Origin of the sequence: Aquella oligotrophica (genome assembly GCF_002892535.1) — a bacterium.
GTDB classification, from domain to species: Bacteria; Pseudomonadota; Gammaproteobacteria; order Burkholderiales; family UBA11063; genus Aquella; species Aquella oligotrophica.
Map to the genome: position 1 here is coordinate 460,376 of NZ_CP024847.1, position 21,083 is coordinate 481,458.

Below are 21,083 nucleotides of genomic sequence, written 5' to 3' on the forward strand. Positions count from 1 at the left end.
GGCACTTTGCGTGCTAATACCGTGACATTTGCAAAGGATATCGAATGCTTTACCTATTGGCACAATATCTGGAAAAACATATTGGGGCATTCCGGGTTTTTGATTATGTGACTTTTCGTGCTCTTTTGGCAGGGATATTTTCTCTCAGCATTTCTATGCTATTAGGCAAACCAGTTATTAGTTGGCTCACTAGCTTAAAAATTGGACAAACTGTACGTAGCGATGGTCCGCAGACTCACCTAGTAAAATCTGGTACTCCGACTATGGGTGGGGTTTTGATTATTCTGTCAATTATTCTTACTACATTATTTGTTGCTGACCTTTCTAATCAATATATCTGGATACTATTATTTGTCCTGATTACAACTGGAGCTTTGGGTTTTATTGATGATTATCGTAAAATTGTTTACAAAGATCCGAAAGGCTTACCCCCGCGTGCGAAAATGATCGGGCAGTCATTGATTGCTCTAATTACCGGATTATATCTAGTCTATGTAGTTGAAATGCCAAATACTACGGAAGTTGTGGTGCCTTTTTTTAAATCAATCCAGTATCCATTTGGAGTAGTTGGTTTTCTTATTTTGACCTACTTTGTTATTGTTGGTAGCTCAAATGCGGTTAATCTAACCGATGGTCTGGATGGTCTAGTATCCGTTCCAATAATAATTGTTTCTCTGGGGCTTGCAATTTTTGCCTATATTGCCGGGCATAAGATTTTTGCCAACTATCTTTATCTTCCTCATATTCCATTAGCGCATGAAGTGGTTGTATTTTGTGCCGCAATTGTTGGTGCTACACTGGGCTTTTTGTGGTTTAATGCTCACCCAGCACAGGTCTTTATGGGTGATGTTGGTGCACTTGCACTAGGTGCTACACTAGGTACGATTGCGATTATTGTTCGGCAGGAAATAGTTTTTGGTATTATGGGTGGATTATTTGTAATTGAAGCTATCTCAGTAATGCTGCAAGTTGGATCTTATAAACTTAGGAAAAAAAGAATTTTTCTTATGGCACCAATTCACCATCATTTTGAATTAAAAGGTTGGAAAGAAACTCAGGTTGTAGTGCGTTTTTGGATTATTAGTATAATATTTTTACTTATCAGTCTTTCAACAATCAAGCTAAGATAAATGCCTAATTAATGAGTATGTATGCGAAAAATAGATTTTAGTCAGGAAACATTTGTAATTATTGGCGCTGGGGAAACCGGGCGTTCGATATATCGTTATCTTAGTCATCGGAAGTCCAATATTATAAATGTATTAGACACTAGAGATACCCCGCCCGAATTTATTGATAATGTAGCCGTGGTTGGTGGCAAGCTTGATTATAAAAATCTGGAAGCTGCCACAGTTGTGGTAGTAAGTCCGGGAGTCTCGATTTACGAGCCAGCTATTCAGGAAGCACTTGCTAATAATAAACAGGTTGTAGGCGATATTGAGCTTTTTGCTCAAGAGATCTCAGCTTGGGACTCTAAAGTGATTGGAATCACAGGGAGTAATGGAAAAACTACAGTTACTAGCTTGACTGGTTTTCTTGCTTCTGAATTGGGAGTTAATACACTTGTAGCGGGCAATATTGGTACTCCGGTACTTGATGCGCTGATCTCAATTGAAGCAAGCAATACTTATCCAGAGCTAATTGTTCTTGAATTATCTAGTTTTCAGTTGGAAACAACTCATAGCTTAATGCTTGATAGTGCTACAGTTTTAAATATTTCCGAAGATCATCTTGACCGTTATCGAGATTTACTTGAATATGCTTATGCCAAAGCCAATATTTTTAATAATTGCAAAGTTCAGATATTAAATCTTGACGATCCTTTGGTTATGTCGATGAGTCGTAGTCATTTACCGCAAACATTCTTTGGTAGTGAAAATGCGGAGTATTCCTTGATTCAAAATACCGAAGGGCTTTTTCTTGCGGTTAATAATATACCTGTCCTTAATACTGAGAAATTACAGCTGGTTGGACGGCATAATTATCAAAATAGCTTGGCTAGCCTTGCGCTATTAGTTGCTTGTGGTTATCAGTTAGCTGATCTTCTTGAACCCTTAACTAAATTTGCCGGACTAGAGCATCGCATGCAAAAGATAGCTGAAGCAAAGAATGTTATTTACATTGAAGATTCAAAGGGTACAAATGTTGGTGCGGTTATTGCTGGAGTTAGTGGTATTGATCGTCCGGTTCATCTGATACTTGGCGGAGACGGTAAAGGGCAGGATTTTACCCCTTTACGTACGATGGTGAAAAATAAATGTAAGTCTGTGGCACTAATTGGGCAGGATGCGAATAAAATTGCTGAAGTTCTTGATGGAGTTCCGAGTGTTGCTAAATATTCAACTCTTGAAGATGCCATTGCTGCCTGCCATAAAAATGCCGTTGCTGGTGATGCAGTGATACTTTCCCCTGCCTGTGCTTCATGGGATATGTTTACCAATTATAAACACCGGGCACAAGTTTTTAGTGATACTGTAAATGCGCTTATTCAGAAAAACCCTTAACCAATTTAGCCCGGCAAAGCCGCGAAATATAAAAGTTGGAATTGATAATAATATATTGTTTGCGGCAATCCTTCTTTTGACACTAGGTCTATTGATGGTTTATTCGGCTTCAATAGCGTATGCTGGAAAAGACTCAGGAAGTGGTAATCAATATTTTTATATGATTCGCCATGTAATGGCAATCAGTCTTGGCTTGGTTATAGGCGTCCTGGCATTTAATCTTCCAACTTCGTTTTGGCAAAAAAACTCTAACAAGATTATTGTTGGTGTGATTATCCTTCTGATTGCAGTTTTGATCCCGCATGTTGGTCGTCTTGTAAATGGTTCTAGGCGTTGGTTGCCATTGGGGTTACTTAATTTGCAGCCATCAGAACTGGCAAAAATAGGTATTGCCATTTATATGGCAAATTATTTTTGTGGCAAAACCCTTAGTTTCCGAAAGTTTAGAAGTGATGTCCTGCCAGTTACAATAACTTTATTGACAATCTGTGGTTTATTACTTGCTGAACCTGATATGGGTTCAACCACAGTAGTATTTTTAATTGCACTTACAATCCTTTTTCTTTCTGATCTTGATGTTCGGTTGATTATTGCGATGGTTTTACTTGGTGCGGTTGCATTTGTTCTGTTGATTGTTTTTGAACCATATCGTATGAAACGGGTGGTTGGATTTTTGAATCCTTGGGAGGATTCATTAGGCAAGGGGTATCAATTAAGCCATTCACTTTTGGCGTACGGTCATGGTGGTTGGCTAGGTGTTGGCTTAGGGAATAGTATCGAAAAATTATACTACTTACCCGAGGCTCATACAGATTTTATCATGGCTATTATTGGTGAAGAGTTTGGTGTTATCGGTGTTATCGCAGTATTGGTTCTTTTTTGGATAATTTTTTATCGTGGATTTACTATTATTGCTAGTGAGGCAAAGCGGTTGCCTCAGCGAAAATTTCAAGGCTTATTGGCACAGGGAATCAGTGTCTGGTTTTTTGCGCAAGCTATAGTAAATATAGGTGTAAGTATTGGGATCTTACCAACTAAAGGGTTAACCTTGCCATTTGTTTCTTTTGGTGGTAGCTCTATTTTAGTTAATTGTATTGCGTTAGCAATATTACTCAAAATTGACTATGAAAATAAATTAGTCCGGCAGGGAGTTAAGGTCGAATGAAACCTGTAATCCTTATTTCGGCAGGTGGCACTGGTGGGCATATTTTTCCAGCTTTGGCAGTAGCAAAGGCACTGCAAGATCAATATACCATTATTTGGGTTGGTGCAATAAGCGGGCTTGAAAATCAGATTGTTCCACAAAATGGTTTTACTCTTGAAACGGTGACTATTGGTGGTATTCGGAATAAAGGATTCATACGTAAACTTTCACTTCCTTATACCTTAATTAAAGCTTCACTCTGCTGTCTAAGCATAATTATTAAGTATAAGCCACGCGCGGTTATTGGTTTTGGTGGCTATGCGACCTTTCCGATTTGTTTGATGGCGAAATTTACAGCCCGCAAAGTTTTAATTCATGAGCAAAATTCGGTAGCTGGTCTTACCAATAAGATGCTAGCAAAAATATCTGATCGGGTGTTAACTGCCTTTCCTGAGGTATTAGTTTCTTCTAAGTCTGAGTTAGTTGGTAATCCGGTACGCAATGAGATAATTGAAGTTGGTAATCAGCGTAATTATGATGCCATAAAAGAAAAACCGAATTTATTAATCATTGGTGGTAGTCTTGGTGCCAAAGCATTAAATGATAATGTTCCATTGGCTTTAGCTGGGAGTAATTTTGGGAATATTCTTCATCAGGTTGGTCGCGGTGATATTAAGCCAGTTGAAGAACTATATAAAGCTAATGGAATAAGTGCAAAAGTAGTGAATTTTATTGATAATATAGCTGAAGCATATGCCGATGCCGATTTGATTATTTGCCGAGCTGGAGCTTCAACTGTTGCGGAAGTTGCTTGTGCTGGAATAGCTGCGATTTTTGTTCCGTATCCATATGCCGTTGATGATCATCAAACTACTAATGCAAAATATCTGGCACAAAATCAAGCTGCAATATTATTGCCTCAAGAAAAGCTGACTCCTGAAACATTAAGATCAACTCTTAGTGAGTTACCTCATGAAAAAATTATTGAAATGAGTAGAGCTGCACATGGTTTAGCTATAAGTAACGCGACTACTCGTATTTGTGATAATATTGTTAGACTACTTAATTAAATTAGGTCGATTAATCTGAATCTTAGAGAGAGACAACTGGCATGCACACACTTGCAAATTATGCAGTTTCTGTTACGCGTGGTCGTCAGTATAACGAAGCTCCACCAAAATATCGTACTGATTTTCAGCGTGATCGTGATCGAATTATCCATTCCAGTGCTTTTCGTCGTCTCGAATATAAAACGCAGGTATTTATTAACCATGAAGGTGATCTTTTCCGGACTAGATTAACCCATAGTCTTGAAGTGGCACAAGTTGGGCGTTCTGTTGCTAGTGCGCTTAGGCTTAACGTGGATCTAGTCGAGGCTATTTGCCTTGCACATGATCTGGGGCATACGCCATTTGGTCATTCTGGTCAGGATGTTTTGAATGAATGCATGGTTAAGCATGGTGAGCATTTTGAGCACAATCTTCAATCTTTGAGAATAGTTACCGAGCTTGAAGAGCGCTATGCAGAATTTAATGGTTTAAATCTTACTTTTGAAACTTTGGAAGGCATATTAAAACATTGTAGCCTTAGTAAGGCTAAAGAGTTGGGTGAATTGGGGCTGAGGTTTATTAACAAAGAGCAACCAAGCCTTGAGGCACAATTAGCTAATATTGCAGATGAGTTAGCTTATAATTTTCATGATCTTGATGATGGCTTGCGGGCTAATCTCTTGACATTAGAACAGCTTGAAGAAGTAACTATTATTCGCGAACAGCTTAGTCTGATTTGTTCCAAATATCCGCAATTAGCGGGGCGACGCTTACATAAAGAATTAGTGCGCCATCTGATTAATAGTAGTATCTATCAATTAATCGAAAGTACCATGTCAAATATAGCTAAACATAAGATTGACAATGTTAGTAGTGATGTAAGGTTAGCTCCACCAATAGTTCGATATAGTGATGAGTATCATGCCTTACAAAGAGAGTTAAAAATGTTTTTACATAAGAATTTGTATAAACATTATACTGTAATGCAACTTAGGTATAAGGCTGAAAATGTTGTTAGAGCACTTTTTAGTGCTTTTATCAGTGATCCTAAAATTTTACCGCCACAGTTTCAAAATAGAATAGATAAAGATGGTCTTCCAAGGGTTGTAGCTGATTATATATCAGGGATGACTGACAGGTATGCATTTAGGCAATATAATCGCTTATTTACAGTAGAAAATGTGTAACTGCTCGTATAACTCGCAATAGTTGCGTTGCAAGGCTCCTGTGTACTTTTTATGTAAACCTCGTCGCCCTGCGCCTTGCTCTTGCCACATATTACGGCAGTTACAGGGATTATACAGTATAAGTAGTTAAAAAATGTTTAGCATTGTTATTGTTAAGAAAAAATAGTGAGTATAAATGGTTACCGTAAAAAATAGTTTTAAAGATGTACAAAGTTGGCTCGAGTTACAACATACCCGCTTTAAGGCTGATGAAGTTAGTGAATTTGAAAAAGCAATAGAATTAGCCGAAGAGTATTATCAAGGGCAGGTTTTTTACCCTACTACTGCGGATATGCTTATTCATGCACTAAAATGTGCAAATACGGTTGCTGAGTTACATCTATATTCAGATGCTGTAACCGCAACGATTCTTTATGCATTACCAAAATTTTGTGAAAGTTGGAGAAATAAACTTACGAATTTTTCACCCGTCGTAGTTAGTCTGGTTGGTGAGATAGATAGAGTAACTCAGATTCGTAAATCTGGTGATCTTGAATTAGCTATTGATGAGCATGAAAAGAAAGAACAGATTGAAGTTATTCGTAAAATGCTACTTGCGATGGCGACTGACATTAGGGTTATTTTAATCATGCTGGTTGGGCGTGGCGAATTAATGCTGAATCTCAAGACCTGTAAAGATCCGCAACTTCAACAAAAAATTGCTCTTGAAACAATGGAGATATTTGCACCGCTTGCAAATCGTCTTGGTGTTTGGCAAATTAAATGGCAGTTAGAGGATTTATCTTTTCGTTATATTCATCCAGAACAATATAAAAAGATCTCACAACTCCTAGACGAGAGTAGAGAAGCCAGACTACAATATATTGAAGATATCAAGGATTATCTAACTCAGCAAATGATTGAAAGTGGTATCCATGATTTTCAGGTGAGTGGGCGAGCTAAGCATATTTACTCAATCTGGAAAAAAATGCATAAAAAAGACTATGGTTTTGAAAAATTATATGATCTACGTGCATTGCGTGTTATTGTTCCAGAAATTAAAGATTGCTATACGGTACTTGGTATCGTACATACCAAATATTCTCCGGTTGCGGGGGAATTTGATGATTATATTTCTAATCCCAAACCAAATAATTACCAGAGTTTGCATACCTGCGTTGTTGGTCCAGAAGATAGGGTTATTGAAATCCAGATTAGGACATATGCGATGCATGATCATGCTGAATATGGTGTAGCAGCGCATTGGCGTTATAAAGAAGGTGGCGAGAATAATCCTAAGTTTGAAGAAAAAATAGCTTGGATTCGCCAGCTCCTTGATTGGCGCGATGAATCTGCGATCCAGAAAGATATTACTGAAGTATTTAAAAATGAGATATTTAGTGATAGCATTTATGCAATGACTCCTAACGGAAGAGTGATAACTTTGCCAGCTGGGTCAACTCCGATTGATTTTGCATACGCAGTACACAGTTCCATTGGACATCGCTGTCGTGGCGCAAAGATTGATGGACACATTGTTACCCTTGCCACTCCACTAAGTAATGGTCAACGCGTAGAAATAATGACGGTTAAGGCTGGGGGGCCTAGTATAAACTGGTTGCATGAAGGTTGGGTTAAAAGTAGTAAAGCAATTAGTCACATCCGGCGCTATATTCGGAATCAGAATAATGAAGATTTTTTTGAGGCGGGCAAGGAAATTTTTGAACGCGAATTAGGTAAATTTCCTAGTGCGTCCCGACCAAAAACAGAAGAAATTGTATCCAAGCTTAATCATACCAATGAAAAAGACTTACAGGTTGCATTGGGTAAAGGCGATATTTTGCCACAAACACTGCATGATGTAATTGAGAAACTGATTGAGCCGATAAAAGCAGAACGGGTGGAGTTGACATATAGTGACTTAGAGAAACAACTTGAAGAACGTAAGGAAAAATTACCACGGGCAATTAATAAATCTTCGGGCGGTATATTGGTTGAAGGTGTAAGTGGTATTGTTTCCAGCTTTGCAAAATGCTGTAAGCCGATTCCTGGTGATGAAATTATTGGCTTTATTAGTAAAGGTAACGGTGTTGCTGTTCATCGCAGTAATTGTGCCGAAATTCGCAGGCAATCAAAAGTTACTCCTCATAAAATTATTCATGTCGAATGGGCTGATTCAGCTAAGGATTCTTCTTATAACACTGATGTAGAGATAGTTGCTAACGACCGACATGGCTTATTACGTGATCTTACAGACGTATTTGCTATTGAGAAAATAAATATTATTGGTTTACGAACAGTTACAAGAAATAACAAGGCTATTGCTACTTTTACCATCCAGGTACCTGGTAAAGAGTTTAATTTTACTTGGTTTATGAGTAAGTTGTTTAATGTAAATGGTGTTCTTGAAGTGGTGCGTCGTTAATTTAGCTCTCAGTGTATTAGGGGGGCTTAAACAAATATTTGTTCTTCTCTTGCTAAAGCTGTTGTAAGATTTTCTGCTTATTCTGTAAAGTGTGGCACCCGTTGCTACCTAGTTCTTATTTCATGTTCTGGTAGAGCTTATAGATCAGTAATGTGGTAAATTAAACCAATTGAATAATTATGAAGCTGTTCTTGGAAATTATTTTTTTGAGATGTTTTATTTACTTAATAGTATTAGATGGCGGAAGCTGTGAGATTCGAACTCACGAAGGGCTCGCACCCTTGCCGGTTTTCAAGACCGGTGCATTCAACCGCTCTGCCAAGCTTCCGTGTTGATGAGGTAGTTATTATATCCGCTAATTCGTATACTTGCAAATATTTTTTTATATTATAACTAATAAAAATATAACTGACTGACCCGTTTTAATCCTTGAGCATCCGCAGAAAAATTTATTTATAATCTATGCTATAATTGTCAGTAATTTTTTAAGCCACTAAGGATTAATGCATGCTCAATCAGTCTCAGCCAAAAGGGTTTTCTATCTTCTTTCTCACCGAAATGTGGGAGCGATATGGGTTTTATGTTTTACAATCTTTACTGGTTTTTTATGCCACCCAAAAGCTTAATCTTGATGACTCCGCTACATATGCTATGGTTGGGTCTTTTACAGCTTTAGCCTATATAAATAGCATATTTGGTGGGATTATTGCCGACAAATATTTTGGTTATGATAAGGCTATTTTGGTTGGCGCAGCAACACTATGCATTGGTTATCTATTATTGACTCTAGCAGTTTCAGTGAATATTTTTGTCCTTGGTCTTGCAACCGTTACGATGGGAACAGGATTATTAAAGCCTAATATTTCAAGCATGTTAAGTCTTCTTTATAAGGAAACCCCTGAAAAGAAAGAAATGGGTTATACTTTATTCTATGTTGGAATCTATTTTGGGGCAATAGGCGGTAGTTTTCTTGGTGGTTTTATCAAGACCTATCTTGGTTGGCACGCAGTTTTTGCTTCTGCCGCAATTGGTCTTGCAACTGCGTTTATAACCTTTAAAGTGGGTAAAGCGAAGTTTAACCTGTATGATATTCGTGAAATTCGACATTCGCGAATTGATAATATCAAGGCATTTATTGCAATATTCGCGTTGATAGCAATTGCATTTGTTGGTATTTATAATGATTCAATTGCTGAATGGCTATTTGTTATAATTGCTATATTAAGTGCAGCTTTTATCTTAAGTAATATTAAAATACACACAGGAGTTGAAAGAAAAAAATTAATAGCTTTTGCTATATTGGTGTTATTTTCAATATTGTATTGGGCGGTTTATTTTCAACAGTTTTTCTCAGTTAGTCTGTGTACCGCGCGGGTAACTCACCTGACACTTCCTGAAAGCTCATTAACAGCGTTTGAATCTCTTGGGGTTATTTTATTTGGTCCGCTGGTGAATATGTTCTGGTTATTTCTGCAAAAGCGTGATAATGATTTTTCAATTCCGGCAAAATTTAGTCTAAGTTTTTTATTTAATGGAATTAGTTTCTTTATCTTGGTTTTAGGTCTATATTATGCGCAGAACCATGGGGTTAAACTAAATCAACTATTTATCATTATGAGCTACTTGATAATTGCATTGGGTGAATTATTTATTTCACCAATTGGTTTGGCGATGGTGAGTACTCTCGTTCCTCAGCGTTTAAATGGTGCAATGATGGGTATTTTTCTAATGTCGATTGGTTTTGGTGGTAAACTTGCGGGCTATCTGGCACAATCTGCCGTATATGATAGTGGTAATGCTACATTATCTACATTACAAGGTGTTTATCGTAGTTCATTTGAAACTTATGCGGCTTTTAGCTTTGGGATATTTATTTTATGTATTGTTGCTATAAAGCCGATAAAAAAATTAATTGCAGGGAAAAATTGTGACTAAAAAGCAGGATTTAAATTTTGAAATGGCAATAAAACAGCTAGAGCAAACCATCGATGATATTGAAGCTGGTAATATCGATTTGGAGCAGGCATTAAATAAATATAAAGAGGGCGTTAATCTAGTTAAATTTTGTCAAGAAAAACTACAGGATATTGAGCAGAAAATAAAGATACTTGATCAGGACTCAAACCAATTAAAAGATTTTGCTACTCAGTAAAGAGAAAAATGGATAATCAGGATTTTATAAATAATAATCATATTAAATTAATTGAACAAAAATTACATCATATTCTGGCTCAGCCAGCAAAATGTGGTACTTTGTTGTCAGCTATGCAATACTCAACTTTGGATGGTGGTAAGCGAATTCGCCCTAGATTTACAATAGCCGCTGGGATCCTCAGTGATGCAAATCTTGATGCAACAATTACAATTGGCTGTGCAATAGAGTTAATACACTGTTTTTCACTGATTCATGATGATTTACCTATTATGGACAATGATGATTTGCGTAGAGGAAGACCAACTAATCATAAAGTATTTGGTGATGCAGTTGCACTTTTGTCTGGTGATGCTCTGCATGCCTTATGTTTTGAAGTTTTAAGTTCTTCCGAGCTGCATGTAGAAGCAAAGTCGCGGCTTAATATTATTAATCTTATTGCGCATGCAATTGGTTCGCAGGGGATGGTCGGTGGTCAAACAATTGATTGGTTAAGTACGGGCAAAAGGCTAACTCTTGAGCAGTTACAGGAAATGCATCTGTTAAAAACAGGGGCGCTTTTAAGAGCTGCGATTCTTGCAGGTTTCTTGGCGGGACAAAATACAAGTGAGCTACAGTTAAAAGAGCTTGATATAATTGCAAAAAAAATAGGACTCTTGTTTCAGATAGTTGATGATATTATTGATACTACTGAAGATACTGAAACTTTAGGAAAAACGGCAAATAAAGACCAGGTAAATAACAAGGCTACATATGTTAATATTCTAGGCTTGACGCAAACACAACATATTGCTAAACAGTTGCATAGTGAAATTAAAGGTTTGATTAAAGCTCATAAACACAGCGAGCAATTGCAATACCTAGCGGATTGTGTTTATTATCGCAATTCATAATAATCATTGGATTGTTTATTGTCCAAAAAGTGGACTGATTTATATTGCATTACTAAAATAAAATTTTGTCTTAGAATTTATTAAATAATGACCTACACAAATATACTAGAAAATATCAATTATCCTCACGATTTAAAAAATCTTAATCGTACCGAATTAAAACAATTGGCAGATGAGTTACGCGAATATATCTTGCATAATGTGAGTAAAACTGGGGGACACCTTGCTTCCAATCTTGGGAGTGTTGAATTAACGGTTGCGCTTCATTACGTATATGATACGCCAAATGACAAGCTTGTTTGGGATGTTGGGCATCAATCCTATCCCCATAAAATTTTGACTGGTAGGCGTAATAAAATGGATACCTTGCGTCAGACTAATGGTTTGGCAGGATTTCCCAAGCGTGATGAAAGTGAGTATGATACTTTTGGTGTTGGACACTCATCAACTTCAATATCCGCCGCTTTAGGCATGGTAGTAGGTAATCGTCAGCGTGGTAAGCAGGATAAAGTGGTTGCCATAATTGGTGATGGTTCAATGACTGCTGGTTTGGCGTTTGAAGGCTTAAATAATGCAGGTTGGTTAAATACCGATATGCTGGTAATCTTAAACGATAATGAAATGTCCATCTCTGAAAATGTTGGAGCGGTGAGCACATACTTATCAAAGATTCTTGCCGGGCGTTTCTATAACAAAGTTAAAGATACCGCTAATAAAGCATTAAGTGTAGTGCCAAGTATGCAGAAACTGGCACATAAGGTTGAAGAACATATGAAAGGCATGATAATGCCAAGTACCATGTTTGAGGAATTGGGCTTTAATTATATTGGTCCTATTGACGGTCATGATCTGGATCAACTTATTGATACATTGAATGAATTAAAAAATCTCACTGGTCCTCAGTTCTTACATATTGTGACAAAAAAAGGGCAGGGATATAAACTAGCCGAGAATGATCCCATAGGTTATCATGGAGTAAGTACTTTCAATCCTAATGAAGGAATGCAGGCAAAAGCGAGTGCCATGACCTATACGCAAGTTTTTGGTAAGTTTTTATGTGATATTGCCAAAATGGATAATGAATTTCTAGCAATCACTCCGGCAATGCGCGAAGGTTCTGGTATGGTTGAATTTGCCAAAGAGTATCCAGAGAAATTCTTTGATGTTGGTATAGCAGAACAGCATGCTATTACTTTCGCTGCTGGGGTTGCTACCCAGGGTATAAAACCAATTGTAGCAATATATTCAACTTTCTTGCAGCGTGGATATGATCAGCTAATTCATGATGTTGCACTTCAAAACTTATCGGTGTTATTTGCTATTGACCGTGCGGGGATTGTTGGTGCTGATGGTCCAACTCATAATGGTGCTTTTGATATTAGCTTTTTGCGTTGTATTCCTAATATGATAATTATGACACCAAGTGATGAAAATGAATGTTATCAAATGCTTTACACTGGATTTAGATTAAATGCTCCTGTTGCAGTTCGCTATCCACGAGGGTCGGGTATAGGTAAAGAACTTGAGACATTTAATAGCCAATTGATGGATGTTGGTAAAGGTCGGGTATTACGTAGCGGTAAAAAAATTGCTTTTCTTGCTTTTGGTTCAATGGTCTATCCTGCTCTTGAAGCTGCAAATGAGATTGATGCAACAGTATGTGATATGCGTTTTGTCAAACCATTGGATCGGAACTTAATTAGTGAAATGGTTGCTGGGCACGACTATATCGTAACTGTAGAAGAAAATGCAATTATGGCGGGTGCTGGTAGTGCTTGTGTTGAGGCAATGTTAGAAATGGGAATATATAAAAAGCAGGTGATTACAATTGGCATACCAGATCAATTTATTGAGCATGGTGATCCTAAAGCAATGCTGGGAAGTATTGGCTTGAATAAAAATGGCATTTTGGACAGATTAAAGCAATTGCAAATTCTGTGATTTATCCAATTTCCTGAAAATTATTTTATTTTGATTTTTATGTGGCTGTTAACTTTGTATGCCACAAGTAAATCTTTATCCTGATTGAGTAACAATGAAATTAGTTTTATTTGATATGGATCATACCTTGGTTCCTTGCGATACGGGCACGGTCTGGAATGGCTTTCTGGCTAGACGTGGTTTAATAACTGAAGCCCAACACGAACAACGCCAAAAATTTCTTTTTGATTATCAGGCAGGGATTCTTGATATGGAGGCCTCCTACCGCTATGAGCTGGGTATTTTGCAGCTTTTCCCAAAAGAAGAACGTGAAGAATTACTACAGGAGTTTTTCGATCTGGTAATAAAACCAGCAATTAGCCCAAAAGCAATAGCTCAATATGAAAAACATCGTAAAGCCGGGGATTTTATTATCTTGATTACTGCCACGGTCGAAGATATTGCAAAGCCTGTAGCAGAATTTTTCGGGGTAGATTATTTAATTGCTACTAGAGGAAAGATAAATGAGGCTGGTGAATATACTGGCGAAGTAGAAATCGAGCCGTGTATGGGGCGGGGTAAGCTAGTTCATCTAGAAGACTGGCTCCAAAAGACTGGTAATAATCCGGAGCACTATACATTTTATTCAGATTCACATAATGATATGCCGTTACTTGAACAGGTTGATGTGCCAATTGCTGTTGATCCTGATGATATTCTGCGTGAAATCGCTCTTGCCAATGACTGGCAAATTATGTCTTTTGTAAATTGATTATGCAGCAAGCTAGCAATTATCAGGAGTCTTTGTTAAAACTGATTGTTGTTTGCCTGTTAATCAGTGGTTGTGGTTTATTTTCTCCTGTCTTAAACAGTAATGATGCTTATTTTTATGCGGTAATCAGTAAAACTATTGCGAATAGTAATAACTGGATCGATTTATACTCCGGTGGACAGGATTGGCTCGATAAGCCTCACTTCCCATTCTGGATGGCAGCATTATCGTTTAAGATGTTTGGGATTAATTCATTTGCCTATGTATTACCGGGATATTTATTTCATATTCTTGGTGCTTATTATACTTATCGGCTAGCAAAACATCTTTATAATCACGAAGTTGGCTTATTGGCTACATTGATTTATGTAACTAGTTTGCATCTTATGCTATCGGCAATGGATGTAAGAGCAGAAGCCTATCTTCTTGGTGAAATAATGCCAGCTTGTTACTATTGGCTCATTTATGATAAAGAATCTTCTCTTAAATCATTATTACTGGCAAGTTTCTTCACCGCACTAGCTTTGATGACTAAAGGTATCTTTGTTGTAATTACTATCTTTAGTGGTTTAGTTGCAGCATGGATCTATAGCGGTCAGTTTAAAAAGATAATAGCTCCTAAGTGGTTACTTGGCTATGGGCTAAGTCTGGTATTTATCTTACCTGAATTAATCTGTCTTTATCTCCAGTTTGATGCTCATCCAGAAAAAGTGATCTTTGGACAAACCCATGTTTCCGGGATATTATGGTATTTCTGGGGTAGTCAGTTTGGTAGATTCTTTAATAGTGGACCAATAGTTAATAAACATGGTGATATATTCTTCTTTGTTCATACTTATTTATGGGCATTTTTACCGTGGAGCATGGTATTTATCATCGCTACTTATCAGTTAATAAAGAACTTTAAAAAAGAAACTAATAAAATACTTAAAGCTAAGCAAGTTTATCTATTAGCCGCATTCTGGCTCACATTCATCATGTTTAGTGCTACCAAATTCCAGCTTGATCACTATACCAATATCATCATGCCATTTGCCGCGATACTTTGTGCTGATTATTTATATCGCCAAAGTGGTAAAAAGCTTGCACAATTCCAACTAGTAATTAGTATTTTATTGATAATCCTTACGATTGGTCTGACGCTATACTTATTCAAACTAGACATAGCGAGTATTAGTATCATTCTACCATTAGGGTTACTAATCTACATCATCCAAACCAAGAATAAGATCAGCTATCTATCTCAGATAACTATTTATCCGGCATTAGCGATCTCATTTGCTTTTGTGTTTATCATGCTTGTGAATGGACGAATTTATCAGAAGTATGATATTGGCTACAACGTCGCTCATTTTACGCGTAATCATTCTCTAGCACCAATAACTATAGTCGGGGTAAGTGGAATAATCAATAATCTGCAATTTCATGCTAACTCGAATGTCCTTTACACCGAGAGTGTTCCTGATTTGGAAAAATTCGATCGCGAGTTTATAATTATCAAAAAAGATAGTGATATTACACTTCCGTATAATTCTCAGGTCATTGGTGAATATGATGGATTACCGATGGAGAAATTTATTCCATCATTATTTAATCCAAAAGCGTACAGCCGTAATTTGCAGCAGGTTAAACTAGTGTTTATCCCTTGATGTGATAAGATTTTTGTGTTTTGGTTGTTGTGTTAATTATTAATTCAGCCTTTCATTAGCTGATTTGATGTTTTGGGGAATTTCTATGAATAAGCCAAAGGGGTTTGGTAAAACATTATTTTCTTATGCGTGTGGTGCATTTGGACATGATGTGTTTTATGCTGCTTTATCTTCGTATCTGATTATGTTTATTACTTCACAGTTATTTAATCCGGGACACACCGGAATAAGTGAAGCGACTAGTGAACGCATGATTGCGATAGTTACTACCATGCTATTTGTACTACGCTTTGTCGAACTTATCATTGATCCGATGATCGGTGGTGTAGTTGATAATACCAGAACTAAACTCGGTAAATTTAAACCATGGATATTATTTGGTGGGACTATCGGTTCAGTTTGTATTGTTTTACTTTTTACTGATCTTGGCGGGCTTTCAACTTCCAATCCAACTTTTTATATAATTATGTTTATTGTGATTTTTGCTGTCTTGGATATCGTTTATTCATTTAAAGATATTGCCTTTTGGGGGATGATCCCGGCATTAGCAACTGACAGTAAAGAACGTGAATCAGTTGGCGTATTTGCGCGGATTGCCTCTACTCTTGGGCAGTCGATTGTTACTTTTTCGATTGTCCCAATTGTACTATTCTTCTCTAAAAACCACTCGCAATCAGGTAATGTGATTGGCGATAAACAGGGTTGGCTAGTCTTTGCGATTTTGGTGGCGGTTGTTTCGCTAGTTGGTGGGATTATCACCGTGATCGGGGCTAAAGAGCAGGAATCCGCTCTTCGTCAATCAACCGAAAAAACTAATATCATGACGGTATTTAAGGCAATCGGACATAACGATCAGTTACTCTGGGTTGCGGTATCCTATGGCTTATTTGCTCTTGGTTATGTGATCTGCTCTTCATTTTTACTTTACTATTTCACTTATATTTTTGGCGATGCTTCAAGTTTTGCGATAATTGGTACGCTTAATCTGGCAATTGGTTTTATTGCAGTTGCATTATTCCCAGTTCTTAGTCGCGTATTTAAAGGGCGCAAAAATCTTTTTTGCGTTGGCGTGATTACCATGATAATTGGGCTGATTATTTTTGCTTTAGCAGGTAAACAGCTTTCTATAATCTTAACTGGCTATGTGTTATTTTTCTTTCCTTATCCGATATTATTTGTGTGTATCCTTCTGATGTTAACTGATAGCGTGGAATATGGGCAGCTAAAAACTGGTACTCGCTCTGAAGGCGTTACCTTATGTGTTAGACCATTACTCGATAAACTAGCAGGAGCAATTTCCAATGGTGTGGTTGGCTTTACCGCAATCTGGGTGGCAATGACCAATAATGCGACCGCTGAAAGTGTCGCAGCTATGCCGGGGAGTATTCTTAAATTTAAGATAGTCATGTTTGGTATCCCAATAATTCTATTTGTACTTTCAATTATAGTCTTTATCAAAAAAGTGCAACTAACTGAAGCATTCCATGACAAGGTTCTTGGCGAATTATGTACTAAGCTTGGTGTCAGCAAAGAAGAACTATCTTAACTGTTCACTATATTGTAAATGGTTTCGTCACAAGGCGCCTTATTTACTTTTATGTAAACTGTGTCACCTTGTTTTTCGCTTTTACAATACATTGAAGCAGTTAATCTATACTTAATTAATAGATGAATAATTACAAATAAAGTATTCGATAATGAAGAAGTTAATCAAGCTAACTGGGAATAAGACTGAATTAATCTTACTTGTCATTCCTAGCAAATTTCCAGAAATTATTTATTGGGGCAAAAAGCTATCTCTTACTAGTACGGAAGAGGCACAATTTATAGAATATAGCGAATTGCCAGTTCCCCAAGCCTTTCTTGATGATGAACAGTATTTAACTATCTTTCCTTTGCTCGGGAATGGCGCATTTCAGCTAAATGCGTTCTCAGGTAGTCGTGGACAGCAATCTTGGGCGCCACAATTTCGGCAGCTAACTTACCGGGAGGCATCATCAGGAAGTCTAGAAATAGACGCTAGAGATGAAATTGCTGGTCTACAACTGACGATCAAGCTTGAACTAAACAACTGGGATATTCTCGAACAGGAAATCACCTTAACGAATATTGTTAATGATAGCTACCAGCTAAATGAATTATTTATCTCACTAGCATTACCAGCGAAAGTCAATGAAATGATTCAATTTCACGGGCGCTGGATTCATGAATTTCAACAGCAACGAAGTCTGATTAATCAACCCTGCTATTTGGTAGAGAATCTCAAAGGGCGGACATCAAATGATAATCCACCACTATTAATTTGTGGTAGTAATGGATTTAGTCATCAAGCTGGCGAAGTATACGCGTTTCATCTTGGTTGGAGTGGCAATCATGCTTATAAATTAAGCATGGTTAGTGATGGTAGAAAACTAGTTCAGTTTGGTGAGAAATTTCTTCCCGGTGAGATGACTTTATCCTCTGGTGCAACTTATACCAGCCCTAAACTTTATGCCACTTATTCGGATGGAGGCTTGAATCAGCTTAGTCATAACTTCCATGCTTTTATTCGTGAAAGTGGCAGATTTGCCAAGCATAAACGTAGCTATCGCCCAATTCATATCAATACTTGGGAAGCAATGTATTTTGAACATAATCAGGAAATGTTGTTTAAATTGGTGTACAAAGCTGCCAGCCTTGGTATTGAACGCTTTGTTCTTGATGATGGCTGGTTCAATGGACGCAATCATGAACGAGCTGGGCTTGGTGACTGGTTTGTTGATAAAAATAAATATCCGAATGGGCTAACTCCACTAATTGAACAGGTTAAAAAATCTGGTATGGAGCTTGGCTTATGGTTTGAACCAGAAATGGTCAATCCTGACTCAGAGTTGTTTCGCAAGCATCCTGACTGGGTATTACACTTAGCTGGCTACCAGCAGCCCCTTGGACGCTATCAGTATGTCCTAAATCTGGCTCATCCAGAAGCTTATAGTTATATCAAGACTTGTATGGTTGATTTACTTAATCAATATGACATTGCTTATATCAAGTGGGACATGAATCGTGATCTGGTACAGCCGGGTAATTCTCTTGGCTATTCGGGAGTTCATGATCAGGTTTTGGCTACTTATCGGCTGATGGATGAATTAAATCAGCTTTTTCCAAGGCTTGAAATCGAAAGTTGTGCTTCCGGCGGTGCGCGGGTTGATTTGGGAATACTTCGCTATACCAATCGAGTCTGGACATCGGATTGTAATGATCCAGTTGAGCGACAAAGTATTCAGGAAGGATTTAGCTATTTTTTTCCACCAGAATTAATGGGTTCACATTTTGGACCCGAGCAGGCACATACGACTAATCGCTTAAATACTCTTGAATATCGGATTTTGACTGCCTTTTTTGCTAATCTTGGCTTTGAACAAAACCTACTCGAATTGACTGCTTATGAATGTACACAATTAAAAACATATATCGATTTGTATAAAAAATATCGTAGTCTAATTCATCGTGGTGATTTTATCTGGCTTGATACTCTTGACCCCGGGCAAAAAATCTATGGGGTAATCAGTGCTGATAAAACTCAGGCACTATTTGCGGTTGCCCAAAATGGCTTTCCAGTTAATCAAGTGTCTAGCAAATTAATGATTCCTTATCTGGATGAAAGCAAAAATTATCGTGTGAAACTATTAAATTCGCAAGAAAATACTGGTTATTTAATGAAAAAGTCGGTGCCGCTATGTAATGGAGAATTGTTATTAAGTGGTAAGGTTATTGCTAATCTTGGGATTCAGCTACCGATTATGCATCCACAAAGCATTTTACTGATTGCTTTTACATCTAATTAATAAATGATTATTTTAAAAACCTTATAGCATTTCTAGTCAAAGAAAAATTAGTTGTTTATATAACGAGAAATCATTTTTAGGTGAGAAAGACATAAAATGGAGATTTTTTCGATAATTGAGGCTATGAGTCCAATTATTGTTTGCGCAATTGCAATAATTTTTTTCAAGAAAAGTACAATTTTTGCTGCACTTGTAGGATTGTTTTTAGCAATTTTAGAAGCTACTTTTAGTAAGAAATTTAATATTAATTCAAACAATTCAATAATATCAATTATTTCATCTAGTTGTATACTAACTTTTAGTGCTGTTATAGTAATAGTACCTGGCTTATATTTAAATGCTATTTTAAAAGGACAAGGAAAACTAATTGATTTGGTTAACTGGATATCTGAATTTAAGATAGATAAGGAGAAACTTGCCTTAATTTTACTACTTGGTATTTTGCCAGCATTAGAATCATTAACTGGATTTGGGGTATCATTATTTTTAGGTATCCCGATATTTTTTAAACTATTTGAAGAAGAAAAGGCATATAAGCTATCCATGTTAGGAATGATGATCTTACCTTGGGGAACGCTCGGATTGGCAACTGTAGTTGGTGCAGGATTAAGTGGCTATTCGATTAAAGAGCTTGGAAACGCTACATCAGAGATGAGTTTTTTAATTTTTCCTATTATTTCATTAATCAGTCTGAAAATCATGAATAAACTTAGCCTTTGGTATATTGGTATTATTTTTGGTATGTTATTTTCAATACTATTACATGTTTTTAACTATTATGGTTATGTTGAAGTTAGTGCTATTTTGGCCGGGTTATTAACCGCAATAATAGGGTTTTTAGTTTTAAAAAATAGAAAAATGGAAGGTGATGGTTTAGGAAATTCTAACCTTTTTATGAGACTGAAATTGATTTCTCCATATCTTTCTATCTTGTTAATTATCCTAATAACAAGAAGTATCAACTCGGTACATATATTTTTAAATAAACTATTTGTAATAAAAAGTGGCTCAGTATCTTTAAGCATATTTAATAGTCCAGGAATAGTTCTACTTCTTGTTAGCATGATCTGCTACTTTGTAAATCCTATTAAAATTGAACATAAACCCTTATGGAAACGCGTTCGTATTGCTTGTTTAAGTTTATTTTGTTTTATTCTTTTGGCGCAAACAATGAATCAAGTAGGGATGGTTACAACACTGGCTAAAGCAATACAAAACATTGGTGGAGCTTCGTCAGTAATTATATTATCTCCATTATTGGGCGTTATGAGTGGATTTATAACTGGATCCAATTTAGGTGGAAATGCGTTAGTTATGACTGTACAACAGCATATAGGGGAAAGCTTACATCATGGATTATTATTTTCGGCATTACAAAATAGTGCTGCTGGGCATGCTGCCTTTACTTCTTTACCTATTATTGTATTAATTATAACAATAGCAAAAGATGTCAATATGAATAGTAGTACCTGGGATATCAAAGAAAATCATTTACTGAAATTTGGTTTATCTGTTTTATTAATTAACTACATAGTCTTGGTTTTATCATTAATTTTTTTATATAGTCTTAAATAAGATTTAA

General features: G+C 36.7%; 15 protein-coding genes and 1 tRNA gene. 15 read left to right on the plus strand and 1 reads right to left on the minus strand.

Annotation, left to right across the window (positions count from 1 at the left end):
• Window positions 1-44: 44 nt before the first annotated feature.
• The 6 genes from mraY to CUN60_RS02165 all read left to right on the plus strand — a co-directional run bounded on the left by mraY (window position 45) and on the right by CUN60_RS02165 (window position 8,288).
• Entirely contained in the window at window positions 45-1,130 is a 1,086-nt protein-coding gene (gene mraY, locus CUN60_RS02140; RefSeq protein ID WP_102950450.1) for a phospho-N-acetylmuramoyl-pentapeptide-transferase, read from the plus strand.
• Between the two features lie 21 nt (window positions 1,131-1,151).
• Window positions 1,152-2,504, plus strand: coding sequence for a UDP-N-acetylmuramoyl-L-alanine--D-glutamate ligase (murD, locus tag CUN60_RS02145; protein WP_102950451.1), 1,353 nt, complete (start codon window positions 1,152-1,154; stop codon window positions 2,502-2,504).
• On the plus strand, window positions 2,479-3,669 hold the full coding sequence (ftsW, locus tag CUN60_RS02150) for a putative lipid II flippase FtsW (RefSeq protein ID WP_102950452.1): 1,191 nt from the start codon (window positions 2,479-2,481) through the stop codon (window positions 3,667-3,669). The genes murD and ftsW overlap by 26 nt, the downstream gene beginning before the upstream one ends.
• Window positions 3,666-4,718: an undecaprenyldiphospho-muramoylpentapeptide beta-N-acetylglucosaminyltransferase gene (gene murG, locus CUN60_RS02155; protein WP_102950453.1), complete on the plus strand. Its 1,053-nt coding sequence runs from the start codon at window positions 3,666-3,668 to the stop codon at window positions 4,716-4,718. Before ftsW ends, murG begins: the two co-directional genes overlap by 4 nt.
• A 41-nt stretch (window positions 4,719-4,759) precedes the next feature.
• Window positions 4,760-5,884, plus strand: a complete 1,125-nt coding sequence (locus CUN60_RS02160; RefSeq protein WP_102950454.1) for a deoxyguanosinetriphosphate triphosphohydrolase — start codon at window positions 4,760-4,762, stop codon at window positions 5,882-5,884.
• A gap of 175 nt (window positions 5,885-6,059) precedes the next feature.
• Window positions 6,060-8,288, plus strand: coding sequence for a RelA/SpoT family protein (locus CUN60_RS02165; RefSeq protein ID WP_102950455.1), 2,229 nt, complete (start codon window positions 6,060-6,062; stop codon window positions 8,286-8,288).
• Window positions 8,289-8,526: 238 nt separating this feature from the next.
• Here the strand turns inward: CUN60_RS02165 and CUN60_RS02170 are convergent.
• Window positions 8,527-8,616, minus strand: a tRNA-Ser gene (locus CUN60_RS02170).
• A gap of 179 nt (window positions 8,617-8,795) precedes the next feature.
• Here CUN60_RS02170 and CUN60_RS02175 point away from each other — a divergent pair.
• The 9 genes from CUN60_RS02175 (at window position 8,796) to CUN60_RS02215 (ending at window position 21,076) form a co-directional block, all read left to right on the plus strand.
• Complete coding sequence (locus CUN60_RS02175; protein ID WP_102950456.1) at window positions 8,796-10,223, plus strand: peptide MFS transporter; 1,428 nt, start codon at window positions 8,796-8,798, stop codon at window positions 10,221-10,223.
• Window positions 10,216-10,440, plus strand: coding sequence for an exodeoxyribonuclease VII small subunit (gene xseB, locus CUN60_RS02180; RefSeq protein WP_245866365.1), 225 nt, complete (start codon window positions 10,216-10,218; stop codon window positions 10,438-10,440). The genes CUN60_RS02175 and xseB overlap by 8 nt, the downstream gene beginning before the upstream one ends.
• 8 nt (window positions 10,441-10,448) lie before the next feature.
• The gene (locus CUN60_RS02185) at window positions 10,449-11,333 is read left to right on the plus strand and encodes a polyprenyl synthetase family protein (protein WP_102950457.1); all 885 of its coding nucleotides are present in this window, start codon (window positions 10,449-10,451) and stop codon (window positions 11,331-11,333) included.
• Window positions 11,334-11,420: 87 nt separating this feature from the next.
• Complete coding sequence (dxs, locus tag CUN60_RS02190; protein ID WP_102950458.1) at window positions 11,421-13,274, plus strand: 1-deoxy-D-xylulose-5-phosphate synthase; 1,854 nt, start codon at window positions 11,421-11,423, stop codon at window positions 13,272-13,274.
• A 94-nt stretch (window positions 13,275-13,368) separates the two neighbouring features.
• A complete protein-coding gene (locus CUN60_RS02195) occupies window positions 13,369-14,025 on the plus strand; it encodes an HAD family hydrolase (protein ID WP_102950459.1) in 657 nt (218 codons plus the stop codon).
• Between the two features lie 2 nt (window positions 14,026-14,027).
• Window positions 14,028-15,674, plus strand: a complete 1,647-nt coding sequence (locus CUN60_RS02200) for an ArnT family glycosyltransferase (RefSeq protein ID WP_102950460.1) — start codon at window positions 14,028-14,030, stop codon at window positions 15,672-15,674.
• An 85-nt stretch (window positions 15,675-15,759) separates the two neighbouring features.
• Window positions 15,760-17,220, plus strand: a complete 1,461-nt coding sequence (locus CUN60_RS02205; protein WP_102950461.1) for a glycoside-pentoside-hexuronide (GPH):cation symporter — start codon at window positions 15,760-15,762, stop codon at window positions 17,218-17,220.
• Between the two features lie 151 nt (window positions 17,221-17,371).
• Entirely contained in the window at window positions 17,372-19,501 is a 2,130-nt protein-coding gene (locus CUN60_RS02210) for an alpha-galactosidase (RefSeq protein ID WP_102950462.1), read from the plus strand.
• A gap of 96 nt (window positions 19,502-19,597) precedes the next feature.
• A complete protein-coding gene (locus CUN60_RS02215; RefSeq protein ID WP_102950463.1) occupies window positions 19,598-21,076 on the plus strand; it encodes an L-lactate permease in 1,479 nt (492 codons plus the stop codon).
• Window positions 21,077-21,083 lie beyond the last annotated feature (7 nt).

Bases quoted from the DNA above. Each gene is read 5' to 3' on its own strand.
- CUN60_RS02215 (WP_102950463.1), top strand. From the start codon at position 19,598: ATGGAGATTTTTTCGATAATTGAGGCTATGAGTCCAATTATTGTTTGC.
- CUN60_RS02165 (WP_102950455.1), top strand. From the start codon at position 6,060: ATGGTTACCGTAAAAAATAGTTTTAAAGATGTACAAAGTTGGCTCGAG.
- mraY (WP_102950450.1), top strand. From the start codon at position 45: ATGCTTTACCTATTGGCACAATATCTGGAAAAACATATTGGGGCATTC.
- CUN60_RS02185 (WP_102950457.1), top strand. From the start codon at position 10,449: ATGGATAATCAGGATTTTATAAATAATAATCATATTAAATTAATTGAA.
- CUN60_RS02210 (WP_102950462.1), top strand. From the start codon at position 17,372: ATGAAGAAGTTAATCAAGCTAACTGGGAATAAGACTGAATTAATCTTA.
- CUN60_RS02200 (WP_102950460.1), top strand. From the start codon at position 14,028: ATGCAGCAAGCTAGCAATTATCAGGAGTCTTTGTTAAAACTGATTGTT.
- murD (WP_102950451.1), top strand. From the start codon at position 1,152: ATGCGAAAAATAGATTTTAGTCAGGAAACATTTGTAATTATTGGCGCT.
- murG (WP_102950453.1), top strand. From the start codon at position 3,666: ATGAAACCTGTAATCCTTATTTCGGCAGGTGGCACTGGTGGGCATATT.
- CUN60_RS02205 (WP_102950461.1), top strand. From the start codon at position 15,760: ATGAATAAGCCAAAGGGGTTTGGTAAAACATTATTTTCTTATGCGTGT.
- ftsW (WP_102950452.1), top strand. From the start codon at position 2,479: ATGCGCTTATTCAGAAAAACCCTTAACCAATTTAGCCCGGCAAAGCCG.
- CUN60_RS02175 (WP_102950456.1), top strand. From the start codon at position 8,796: ATGCTCAATCAGTCTCAGCCAAAAGGGTTTTCTATCTTCTTTCTCACC.
- CUN60_RS02160 (WP_102950454.1), top strand. From the start codon at position 4,760: ATGCACACACTTGCAAATTATGCAGTTTCTGTTACGCGTGGTCGTCAG.
- CUN60_RS02195 (WP_102950459.1), top strand. From the start codon at position 13,369: ATGAAATTAGTTTTATTTGATATGGATCATACCTTGGTTCCTTGCGAT.
- dxs (WP_102950458.1), top strand. From the start codon at position 11,421: ATGACCTACACAAATATACTAGAAAATATCAATTATCCTCACGATTTA.